Below are 10,853 nucleotides of genomic sequence, written 5' to 3' on the forward strand. Positions count from 1 at the left end.
TGCACTACTACATGCGCTTCGTGCCCGGTGCCAGCGAAGACGGGGTGGTGCGTTTTCTGCTCACGGCTGCGGCCATCGGCATCCTGTACAAGGAAAACGCCTCCATCTCCGGTGCCGAGGTGGGCTGCCAGGGCGAAGTCGGGGTGGCCTGCTCGATGGCTGCCGGGGCGCTGTGCGAGGTGATGGGCGGCAGTGTGCAGCAAGTGGAGAACGCCGCCGAAATCGGCATGGAACACAACCTGGGGCTGACCTGCGACCCCATTGGCGGGCTGGTCCAGGTGCCCTGCATCGAGCGCAACGCCATGGGCTCGGTAAAGGCGATCAATGCGGTGCGCATGGCCTTGCGCGGCGACGGGCAGCACTACGTGTCGCTCGACAAGGTCATCCGCACCATGCGCCAGACCGGCGCCGACATGAAAAGCAAATACAAAGAGACCGCCCGTGGCGGCCTGGCCGTCAACATCATCGAGTGTTGACCCACTAACGAAAGCAAGGAGTCACCGATGTCCGAAACACTGCTCAAGACCCCACTGCATGCCTTGCATCTGGAGCTGGGGGCGCGCATGGTGCCGTTCGCGGGCTATGACATGCCGGTGCAGTACCCGCTGGGCGTCCTCAAGGAGCACCTGCATACCCGTGAACAGGCCGGCCTGTTCGATGTGTCGCACATGGGCCAGATCATCCTGCACGGTGCCAACGCTGCCAAAGCCCTTGAAAGCCTGGTGCCGGTAGACATCATCGACCTGCCGGTGGGCATGCAGCGCTATGCCATGTTCACCGATGCGCAAGGCGGCATTCTTGACGACCTGATGGTCGCCAACCTGGGCGACGACAAGCTGTTCCTGGTGGTCAACGCGGCCTGCAAGGCGCAGGACCTGGCTCACCTGCAAGCGCAGATCGGCAACGCCTGCGACGTGCAGCCGCTGTTCGAGGCGCGTGCGCTGCTGGCCCTGCAGGGCCCGGCGGCAGCGCATGTACTCGCGCGGCTGGCGCCGGAAGTGGCCAACATGACCTTCATGCAGTTGCGGGAGGTAAAACTGCTGGGCGAAGACTGCTTCGTCAGCCGCTCGGGCTACACCGGCGAAGATGGCTACGAGATCTCGGTGCCGGCCGGCGCTGCCGAAGCCTTGGCCCGCCGCCTGCTGGCCGAACCGGAAGTACAGCCGATCGGGCTGGGTGCCCGTGATTCGCTGCGCCTGGAAGCCGGCCTGTGCCTGTATGGCCACGACATGAACAGCGAAACCACCCCGGTCGAGGCCAGCTTGCTGTGGGCGATTTCCAAGGTGCGCCGCGCCGACGGCCAGCGTGCAGGTGGGTTCCCGGGCGCAGAGGCCATCTTCACCCAGCAGCGCGACGGTGTGGCACGCAAACGCGTCGGCCTGTTGCCGCAAGAGCGCACGCCTGTACGCGAAGGCGCGGACATTGTCGACGCCAACGATAAACCGGTTGGCAAAGTGTGCAGCGGCGGTTTTGGCCCGACACTTGGAGCGCCCGTTGCAATGGGTTATATCGATAGTGAACATGCGGCAATCGACACCGCGCTATTTGCCGTGGTGCGGGGCAAGAAGGTGGCCTTGAAAGTCAGTAAAATGCCTTTCGTAGCGCAACGTTACTACCGTGGGTGAATCGGCTTTGTGAAGGTGGCGGGCAGGCGTGGCATATTCGTTTCCGAAACCTGCCCGGTAACTTTTGAACATGGCGCGAGGCCAGCCACCATGCCGTTTGCACGACGGTGATCGGTGCGTGAAAAAAGGCCGTTTTTCCGCGTGGCCGAGGGCTTGTTTTTCGCTCGGGAGTTGGCGTAGAGTCAATCTACTGTGTTTGCATGGGTCGCAATAGTTCGTGACCTGGGCCAGTAGCCAAGCGTTGCTACAACCCGTTCGACGTCTCTTACTTTCCTGCAACCCAGCCCAGTAATCTTTCGCTTACACAACGTGCGAAAGTAACTGTCATCAAAATTCGAGCTCCATAGGAAATAAGACAATGGCTGAACGTCAGAACGGTACCGTCAAGTGGTTCAATGACGAAAAAGGTTACGGTTTCATCACCCCAGAAAGCGGTCCGGATCTGTTCGTGCACTTCCGCGCAATCGAAGGCAACGGCTTCAAGAGCCTGAAAGAAGGCCAAAAGGTCACTTTCGAGGCCGTGCAGGGCCAGAAAGGCATGCAAGCGGACAAAGTTCAGGTTGCAGGCTAAGCCGAACCCGACTGCAAAAGCCCCTGCCAAGTGCAGGGGCTTTTTTTTGCCCGTAGAATAGCGGCTTCATCTTCTGGAGCCGTTTTGCATGTCCAAGCCTTTGCTCACACCCCAGGGTGATTTTCCGCCGGTCGGCCTGGGCCGACGCCTGGCGGCGATGTTCTACGACTTCTTGTTGTGCACCGCGCTGCTGATCGTGACCGCTGGGGCCTACAAGATGATCCAGATGGCGATCATTGGCGAAGCCCGCATGCGCGAGCTGACCGAGGCAGGCGCACTGGACGGCGACCCGTTGCTGTCCACGGTGCTGCTGTTCGCCTTGTTCGGCTTTTTCGCCAAGTTCTGGACCCACGGCGGGCAGACGCTGGGCATGCAGGTGTGGGGCGTACGGGTACAGAACGCAGATGGTTCGGCGATCAGCCTGTGGCAGGCACTGCTGCGCTTTGTGGTGTCGATCGCGTCGTGGTTGTGCCTGGGGCTGGGTTTCTTCTGGGTGCTGATCGACAAACGCAAGCGGGGCTGGCATGACATCTATTCCGAGAGCCAGCTGGTGCGTGTGCCGAAACAGAAGAAATAGAAAGGCCAGGCCCCGATGAAAAAGCCGGCCTAGGGTTAATGCCTGTCAGTTAAGTAATTCGGGGCCGCTTTGCGACCCTTCGCGGGCACGCCCGCTCCCACAGGGGATCGCGCAGCGCCAAGCGTGTAGGAGCGGGCGTGCCCGCGAAGGGCTGCAAAGCAGCCCCAGTAACGCTTAACAGACAAGCATTATCTCCAGCTCAGGCCATTACCCCGCCCGGCGCAGCAACCACACACCGGCCAGGGCACAGATGCCCGCCGGGATGACCACCGCCAGCAAGGGCGGGAAGCCGAACACCTGGCTCGAAGGGCCGAGCAGGTCCTGGCCGATGCGGAATACGAAGCCCACCAGCACGCCGGTGAACACCCGCTGGCCCAAGGTCACCGAGCGCAGCGGGCCGAAGATGAATGAAATGGCCATCAACACCAGTGCCGCAGTCACCATCGGCTGCAGGACCTTGGTCCAGAACGCCAGCCAGTAACGGGCGTTGTTCAGGCCCTGGTCGGACAGGTAGTGGATGTAGTCCCACAGGCCGGTGATCGACAGCGACTCCGGCGCCAGGATCACGGTGTTCAGCAGTTGCGGAGTCAGCGACACGTCCCAGCGCTCGGTGGGGGCCTTCACCACCTCGGTGTGGTCCCCGCGGAAGAAGGTCGTGCTGACGTCGCTGAGCAACCAGTGATCGTCGGTGTACTGGGCACGCCGGGCAAAGCTCGACGTCTGGATCTTGCGCTCGCTGTCGAAGCGGTAGCGGGTCACGCCGAGCAACAGGCCGTTGGGCTGTACGGCGTTGATGTGCACGAACTCCTCGCCCTGGCGATGCCACATGCCACGCTTGGAGCTCTGCGCCTCGCCCCCACCCTGGGCCAGCGAGCGGTCAGCCTGGGCCTTGTTCTCGGTGACCGGCGCCACGTATTCGCCAATCAGCAGGCCGACCAGCATCAGCACCAGCATGGGCTTCATCACCGCCCAGACGATACGCCCGATGGACACACCGGCCGCACGCATGATGGTCAGTTCGCTGCTGCTGGCCAGGCTGCCCAGGCCAATCAGGCAGCCGATCAGCGCAGCCATGGGCAGCATTTCGTACAGCCGCCGTGGCGCGGTGAGCAAGACGTAGTAACCGGCTTGCATCACCGTGTAGGTGTCGCTCAGGTCGCCCATCTCATCGATGAACGCGAACAACGAGGCCAGGCCGAGGATGATCCCCAGCACTGCCAGGATGGCCAGCAGCACGCTCTGGCCGATGTAGCGGTCGAGCTTAGCCATGGGTCACCTCCGCACGGCGGGCGGCACGCTTGAGGCGCAATGGCTCCCAGTACATCAGGCCAAGGCCGATGAGCAGGAACAGCCCGTGGACCCACCACATGCCCAGGGCAATCGGCAACTTGCCCTTCTCCAGGGCGCCACGTACGGAAATCAGCATTGTCAGGTAGGCCATGTACAGAAGAATCGCCGGCAACAACTTGAGGAAGCGGCCCTGGCGCGGGTTGACCCGCGACAGCGGCACCGCCAGCAGGGTCACCACGAAGACCAGGATCGGCAACGACAGCCGCCATTGCAGTTCGGCGCGTTCGCGCAGGTCGGTCTTGCCGAACAGGTCGAGGGTCGGAATGGCCTCGCGCTCGGTCACTTCCTCGGCCACTTCCGGCTTGGGCAGCAACACGCCATAGGTGTCGTACTTGATGGCCCGGTAGTCGGCCTGGCCGGGGTTACCGTCGTAGCGGTAGCCGTTTTCCAGCACCAGGTAACGGTTGCCATCGGCCTGGATCTCCTGGTGGCCCTTTTCCGCCACCAGCACCGACGGCGCACGGTCCTTGGTCTTGTCCTGATTGAAGCGTTTCTCGGAGATGAACACGCCACCGAGCTTGACGCGGTCGTCCGACAGTTGCTCGGTGTAGGTGACCCGCGAGCCGTCACGCAGCATCTGGAAACGGCCTGGCACCAAGGTGTCGAACTCGGTCAGGGTGTCCTGCTGGGCGATGATCTGCTGCACCTGGGCCACGCCCAGTGGCGCCAGACTCAGGCTCAGCCAGGCCACCAGCAGCGCCACCAGTGCGGCCGGCGCCATGGTCATGCCCAGCAGGCGCTGCTGGCTCATGCCAGTGGCCGAGAGCACGGTCATTTCGCTTTCCAGGTACAGGCGGCCGTACGCCAGCAGAATGCCGAGGAACAGCCCCAAGGGCAGGATCAGCTGCAGGAAACCCGGCAGGCGGAAGCCCATGATCAGGAACAATACGCCCGGGTCGAGCACGCCTTGGGCGGCCTGGGCCAGGTACTTGATGAAGCGCCCACTCATGATGATCACCAGCAGCACGGCGCTGACGGCGCTCAAGGTCACCAGGACCTCGCGGGACAGATAACGAAAGACGATCAAACCAGACACTCCTGGGTTGTCAGGGCGGACTGCCATGCAATGGCGCCAAACAATGACTTAGTACATCCAAGACCAATGCCGGTTCGCCAAAGGCGAACCTCCATGTAAAGTGCGCGCATTATCCTGTGATTGGCTGCGCCTGTCACTTGGCGGCGCGTGAAGGCGCATAACGGGGTTGTCAGCACGCGGGCCGCAGGCTCAAACTGGCAGCTTTTCCGCTGGCGCGCGACGACGCGGCCAGGCCCGTCCAGAGCGCTGCAATGTACAGCGCCATTTGTATCGATCATTCGGGGACCCTGACATGGAACTGGTTGTAAAAAGCGTAGCTGCTGCATCGGTAAAAACCGCCACCCTGGTCATTGCAGTCGGTGAAAATCGCAAACTTGGCGCGGTGGCCAAGGCCGTCGACCAGGCCACCGAGGGTGCCATCAGCGCGGTACTCAAGCGCGGTGATCTGGCCGGCAAACCGGGCCAGACCTTGCTGCTGCACAACCTCCCGGGCCTCAAGGCCGAACGCGTCCTGCTGGTCGGCAGTGGCAAGGACGAAGCCCTGGGCGACCGCGCCTGGCGCAAGCTGGTCGCCAGCGTCGCCGGTGTGCTCAAGGGGCTCAACGGCGCCGATGCCGTGCTGGCCCTGGACGATATCGCCGTCAGCAACCGCGATGCCCATTACGGCAAGTACCGCCTGCTGGCCGAAACCCTGCAGGACGGCGAATACGTGTTCGACCGCTTCAAGAGCCAGAAGGTCGAGCCGCGCGCACTGAAAAAAGTCACCCTGCTGGCAGACAAGGCCGGCCAGGCCGACGTCGAGCGCGCGGTGAAGCACGCCAGCGCCATCGCCACCGGCATGGCGTTCACCCGCGACCTGGGCAATCTGCCACCGAACCTGTGCCACCCGAGCTTCCTTGCCGAGCAGGCCAAGGACCTGGGCAAGGCGCACAAGGCACTGAAGGTCGAAGTGCTCGACGAGAAGAAGATCAAGGACCTGGGCATGGGCGCCTTCTACGCCGTGGGCCAGGGCAGCGACCAGCCGCCACGCCTGATCGTGCTCAACTACCAGGGCGGCAAGAAGGCCGACAAGCCCTTCGTGCTGGTAGGTAAAGGCATCACCTTCGACACCGGCGGCATCAGCCTGAAACCCGGCGCCGGCATGGACGAAATGAAGTACGACATGTGCGGTGCCGCCAGCGTCATGGGCACCCTGCGTGCGGTGCTGGAACTGCAACTGCCCATCAACCTGGTCTGCCTGCTGGCCTGCGCCGAGAACATGCCAAGTGGCGGCGCCACCCGCCCGGGTGACATCGTCACCACCATGAGCGGCCAGACCGTGGAAATCCTCAACACCGACGCCGAAGGCCGCCTGGTGCTGTGCGATACCCTGACCTACGCCGAGCGTTTCAAGCCACAGGCGGTGATCGACGTCGCTACCCTGACAGGCGCCTGCATCGTCGCCCTGGGCAGCCACACCTCCGGCCTGATGGGCAACAACGACGACCTGGTCGGTCAATTGCTCGACGCGGGCAAGCGCGCAGACGACCGCGCCTGGCAACTGCCGCTGTTCGACGAGTACCAGGAACAACTGGACAGCCCGTTCGCCGACATGGGCAACATCGGCGGGCCGAAGGCCGGCACCATCACCGCAGGCTGCTTCCTGTCGCGTTTCGCCAAGGCGTATAACTGGGCGCACATGGACATCGCCGGTACGGCGTGGGTCAGCGGCGGCAAGGACAAGGGCGCCACGGGTCGCCCGGTGCCGCTGCTGACCCAGTACCTGCTGGACCGCGCTGGCGCCTGAGGCCATGACGCCGGTGGTGCCTGGCGCGCCACCGGCCGGCCATACCGACCATGAGCAAAGTCGACTTCTATATTCTGCCTACCGACTCGCTGTCGGCGCGGCTCGATTTCGCCTGCAAGCTGTGTGAAAAGGCCTGGCGCCTTGGCCACCGGGTCTACCTGCATTGCCAGGATGCCGAGCAACGCGACGAACTGGACCTGCGCCTGTGGCGCTTCAAGGGCGAAGCCTTCGTGCCCCACGACCTGGCCGAGGTGCATGCCGATGCCGGCGTAGCCCTGGGCCTGGCGGAACACGCCGGTGACCATCACGACCTGCTGATCAACCTGGGCGCCAGCGTGCCGGGCTTTGTCGGCCAGTTCGAGCGGGTGGCGGAAATCGTCGTCGAGGCGCCCGACATTCGCCAATCGGCGCGAGAGCGATTCCGTTTCTACCGTGAACAGGGCTATGCTCTGCAAGACCACCGCTTACAGCGACTTTGACGACGATGGACAAGCACTCCCCCCTGCCCGACTCGGCTCACCTGCTCGACGACCTTGAGTCGATCCGCCAGTTGCTCGGCGATGCCGACCTGCAACCCCCCCTGCTGACCGAAACGGTCGAGCAACTTCCGTTGTTGCCGGACGCGCCGGTTACCGAAGCAGCTGCGCCCGAGGAAGACCCGCAGACGCGCCGCCAGGACACCCTGCTGCACCTGGAGAGTGAGCTGCGCGCCGCGGCGCAGATGATCATGCAGGACGTGATCAACGACTTTACCCCGCATATCGAGAACGAAATCAAGCGCCGGCTGGATGCGCGCATCGAGCGGTTGATCAAGCGTTCCGAGTAAAACCGCACATCGGTGTTGCCTGCTTCGCGGGCATGCCCGCTCCTACAGGGACCTCAACGCCTGTGGTGGGCTTGTTGCAGCAGGCAACACAGTTCCGACAGTTGTCAGCAGCTTGTCGCCTGCGGCCCCCAGCTTGGTTATACTTCCCGGCTTTCCCGAATAAATGCACAGGGTCCCGCCGCGCATGGATAAGACCTACCAGCCGCACGCCATCGAAACTTCCTGGTACAACACCTGGGAGTCCGAGAACTATTTCGCTCCACAAGGTGCAGGCGAGTCCTACACCATCATGATCCCGCCGCCGAACGTCACCGGCAGCCTGCACATGGGCCACGGTTTCAACAACGCGATCATGGATGCCCTGATCCGTTTCCGCCGCATGCAAGGCCGCGACACCCTGTGGCAGCCAGGCACCGACCACGCCGGCATCGCCACCCAGATGCTGGTCGAGCGCCAACTGGAGGCCAAGGGCCAGAACCGGCATGATCTGGGCCGCGAGAAGTTCCTGGAGAAGGTCTGGGAATGGAAGGATCAGTCCGGCGGCAATATCAGCCGGCAAATCCGCCGCCTGGGCTCGTCGGTGGACTGGAGCCGCGAGCGCTTCACCATGGACGACGGCCTGTCCGAAGCGGTCAAGGAAGCCTTCGTGCGCCTGCACGAAGATGGCCTGATCTACCGCGGCAAGCGCCTGGTCAACTGGGACACCAAGCTGCACACGGCCATCTCCGACCTCGAAGTGGAAAACCACGACGAAAAAGGCCACCTGTGGAACCTGCGCTACCCGCTGGCCGATGGCGCCAAGACCGCCGAAGGCGAGGGTTACCTGGTGGTTGCCACTACCCGCCCGGAAACCCTGCTGGGCGACGCCGCCGTGGCGGTCAACCCGAATGACGAACGCTACCAGGCACTGATCGGCAAGTACGTCGAGCTGCCGCTGGTGGGCCGCCGCATTCCGATCATCGCCGACGACTACTGCGACCCGGCGTTCGGCACCGGCTGCGTGAAGATCACCCCGGCCCACGACTTCAACGACTATGAAGTCGGCAAGCGGCACAACCTGCCGCTGCTGAACATCTTCGACAAGAATGCCGTCGTGCTGGCCAACGCCCAGGCCTTCAACCTCGACGGCAGCGTCAACGAGCAGGTCGACACCCAGTTGCCGGCGCAGTACGCCAACCTCGACCGCTTCGTGGCGCGCAAACAGATCGTGGCCGACCTGGACGCCCAGGGCCTGCTGGTCAGCATCGACGACCACGCCCTGAAAGTGCCGAAAGGCGACCGTTCCGGTACCGTGATCGAGCCCTGGCTGACCGACCAGTGGTACGTGTCCACCAAGCCGCTGGCAGAGCCTGCCATTGCTGCCGTGGAAGACGGCCGCATCCAGTTCGTGCCCAAACAGTACGAGAACATGTACTTCTCGTGGATGCGCGACATCCAGGACTGGTGCATCAGCCGCCAGCTGTGGTGGGGCCACCGCATTCCGGCGTGGTACGACGAGGCCGGCCAGGTCTACGTTGGCCGCAACGAACAGGAAGTGCGCGCCAAGCACCAACTGGGCGCCGACGTGGTGCTGCGCCAGGACGACGACGTGCTCGACACCTGGTTCAGCTCGGGCCTGTGGACCTTCTCTACCCTGGGCTGGCCGGAGCAGACCGAATTCCTCAAGAAGTTCCACTCCACCGACGTACTGGTGACGGGCTTCGACATCATCTTCTTCTGGGTTGCGCGCATGATCATGCTGACCATGCACCTGATCAAGAACGAGGACGGCACCCCGCAGGTTCCATTCAAGACCGTATACGTGCACGGCCTGGTGCGTGATGGCCAGGGCCAGAAGATGTCCAAGTCCAAGGGCAACGTGCTGGACCCGCTGGACATCGTCGACGGCATCACCCTCGACGCCCTGCTGGAAAAACGCACCAGCGGCATGATGCAGCCCAAGCTGGCCGAGAAAATCGCCAAGCAGACCAAGGCCGAATTCCCCGAAGGCATCGCCAGCTACGGCACCGACGCCTTGCGCTTCACCTTCTGCTCGCTGGCTTCCACAGGCCGCGACATCAAATTCGACATGGGCCGCGTCGAAGGCTATCGCAACTTCTGCAACAAGATCTGGAACGCTGCCCGCTACGTGCTGGACAAGGGCGAGGATTGTGGCCAGAACGGCGAGGCCTATGAGCTGTCCCTGGCTGACCGCTGGATCATCTCGCAGCTGCAGCGCACCGAAGCCGAAGTGACCCGCCAGCTGGAGCAGTTCCGCTTCGACCTGGCCAGCCAGGCGCTGTACGAGTTCATCTGGAACCAGTACTGCGACTGGTACCTGGAGCTGTCCAAGCCTGTGCTGTGGGACGAAAATGCCCCGGTCGAGCGCGCCCGCGGCACCCGCCGCACCCTGGTGCGCGTGCTGGAAGTGGCGCTGCGCCTGGCACACCCGTTCATGCCGTTCATCACCGAGGAAATCTGGCAGCGCATCGCACCGCTGGCCGGTATCGAAGGCAAGACCATCATGCTGCAGCCATGGCCGGTGGCCAATGAAAGCCGCATCGATGCTGCCGCCGAAGGTGATATCGAATGGCTGAAAGAGCTGATGGTCGGCCTGCGCAACATCCGCGCCGAAATGAACATTGGCCCGGGCAAGCCGCTGCCACTGTTCCTGAAGAACGCCAACGCCGACGACCAGCGCCGCCTGCAAGAGAACGAAGCCTTGCTGAAGAAGCTGGCCAAGGTCGAATCGTTCACCGTGCTGAGCGATGCCGAAGAGGCACCGCTGTCGGCTACTGCGCTGGTGGGTGACCTGCAAGTGCTGGTACCGATGGCCGGGCTGATCGACAAGGATGCCGAGCTGGCGCGCCTGAACAAGGAAATTCAGCGCCTGCAGGGCGAAGTGGCACGCGTGGGTGGCAAGCTGTCCAACGCTGCCTTCGTCGACAAGGCCCCGCCTGCGGTGATCGAGAAGGAGCGCGCCAAGCTGGCCGAGTCCGAACAGGCCCTGGCCAACTTCACCGAGCAGCACGCGCGCATTGCAGCGCTGTGACAACCTGATAGACCGCTGGGGCCGCTGTGCGGCCCTTTCGCGACACAAGGC

Annotated in this window: 10 protein-coding genes; 8 read left to right on the plus strand and 2 right to left on the minus strand. The window is 63.3% G+C overall.

What is annotated here, in order from left to right:
* From G1E_RS29515 to G1E_RS13115, 4 genes are all read left to right on the plus strand, one after another.
* Nucleotides 1-476 (plus strand): L-serine ammonia-lyase, iron-sulfur-dependent, subunit alpha (locus G1E_RS29515; RefSeq protein WP_047149877.1); only part of this gene is annotated, 476 nt, incomplete at its 5' end.
* Nucleotides 477-503: 27 nt separating this feature from the next.
* Nucleotides 504-1,625, plus strand: a complete 1,122-nt coding sequence (gene gcvT / locus G1E_RS13105) for a glycine cleavage system aminomethyltransferase GcvT (RefSeq protein WP_009687036.1) — start codon at nucleotides 504-506, stop codon at nucleotides 1,623-1,625.
* 358 nt (nucleotides 1,626-1,983) lie between these two features.
* Nucleotides 1,984-2,196, plus strand: coding sequence for a cold-shock protein (locus G1E_RS13110; protein WP_003257941.1), 213 nt, complete (start codon nucleotides 1,984-1,986; stop codon nucleotides 2,194-2,196).
* 88 nt (nucleotides 2,197-2,284) lie between these two features.
* Nucleotides 2,285-2,773, plus strand: coding sequence for an RDD family protein (locus G1E_RS13115; RefSeq protein WP_009687037.1), 489 nt, complete (start codon nucleotides 2,285-2,287; stop codon nucleotides 2,771-2,773).
* A 207-nt stretch (nucleotides 2,774-2,980) separates the two neighbouring features.
* Here G1E_RS13115 and lptG read toward each other — a convergent pair whose 3' ends face one another.
* Nucleotides 2,981-4,042, minus strand: coding sequence for an LPS export ABC transporter permease LptG (gene lptG, locus G1E_RS13120; protein WP_029886777.1), 1,062 nt, complete (start codon nucleotides 4,040-4,042; stop codon nucleotides 2,981-2,983).
* Nucleotides 4,035-5,150 carry an LPS export ABC transporter permease LptF gene (gene lptF, locus G1E_RS13125; RefSeq protein WP_009687040.1) on the minus strand — a complete coding sequence of 372 codons (1,116 nt, stop codon included), beginning with the start codon at nucleotides 5,148-5,150 and terminating at the stop codon, nucleotides 4,035-4,037. Before lptF ends, lptG begins: the two co-directional genes overlap by 8 nt.
* 301 nt (nucleotides 5,151-5,451) lie before the next feature.
* On the opposite strand from lptF, the gene G1E_RS13130 reads away from it, so the two are divergent.
* The 4 genes from G1E_RS13130 (at nucleotide 5,452) to G1E_RS13145 (ending at nucleotide 10,802) form a co-directional block, all read left to right on the plus strand.
* Complete coding sequence (locus G1E_RS13130; protein ID WP_009687041.1) at nucleotides 5,452-6,945, plus strand: leucyl aminopeptidase; 1,494 nt, start codon at nucleotides 5,452-5,454, stop codon at nucleotides 6,943-6,945.
* A gap of 50 nt (nucleotides 6,946-6,995) precedes the next feature.
* The gene (locus G1E_RS13135) at nucleotides 6,996-7,424 is read left to right on the plus strand and encodes a DNA polymerase III subunit chi (RefSeq protein ID WP_009687042.1); all 429 of its coding nucleotides are present in this window, start codon (nucleotides 6,996-6,998) and stop codon (nucleotides 7,422-7,424) included.
* Between the two features lie 5 nt (nucleotides 7,425-7,429).
* Nucleotides 7,430-7,771, plus strand: coding sequence for a hypothetical protein (locus tag G1E_RS13140; protein WP_009687043.1), 342 nt, complete (start codon nucleotides 7,430-7,432; stop codon nucleotides 7,769-7,771).
* A gap of 184 nt (nucleotides 7,772-7,955) precedes the next feature.
* Nucleotides 7,956-10,802, plus strand: a complete 2,847-nt coding sequence (locus G1E_RS13145) for a valine--tRNA ligase (protein ID WP_009687044.1) — start codon at nucleotides 7,956-7,958, stop codon at nucleotides 10,800-10,802.
* Nucleotides 10,803-10,853 lie beyond the last annotated feature (51 nt).

The organism is Pseudomonas sp. TJI-51 (genome assembly GCF_000190455.2).
Taxonomy (GTDB): domain Bacteria; phylum Pseudomonadota; class Gammaproteobacteria; order Pseudomonadales; family Pseudomonadaceae; genus Aquipseudomonas; species Aquipseudomonas juntendi.

Coding starts and splice junctions, on each gene's coding strand:
- gcvT (WP_009687036.1), top strand. CDS start 504: ATGTCCGAAACACTGCTCAAGACCCCACTGCATGCCTTGCATCTGGAG.
- G1E_RS13110 (WP_003257941.1), top strand. CDS start 1,984: ATGGCTGAACGTCAGAACGGTACCGTCAAGTGGTTCAATGACGAAAAA.
- G1E_RS13115 (WP_009687037.1), top strand. CDS start 2,285: ATGTCCAAGCCTTTGCTCACACCCCAGGGTGATTTTCCGCCGGTCGGC.
- lptG (WP_029886777.1), bottom strand. CDS start 4,042: ATGGCTAAGCTCGACCGCTACATCGGCCAGAGCGTGCTGCTGGCCATC.
- G1E_RS13130 (WP_009687041.1), top strand. CDS start 5,452: ATGGAACTGGTTGTAAAAAGCGTAGCTGCTGCATCGGTAAAAACCGCC.
- G1E_RS13135 (WP_009687042.1), top strand. CDS start 6,996: ATGAGCAAAGTCGACTTCTATATTCTGCCTACCGACTCGCTGTCGGCG.
- G1E_RS13140 (WP_009687043.1), top strand. CDS start 7,430: ATGGACAAGCACTCCCCCCTGCCCGACTCGGCTCACCTGCTCGACGAC.
- G1E_RS13145 (WP_009687044.1), top strand. CDS start 7,956: ATGGATAAGACCTACCAGCCGCACGCCATCGAAACTTCCTGGTACAAC.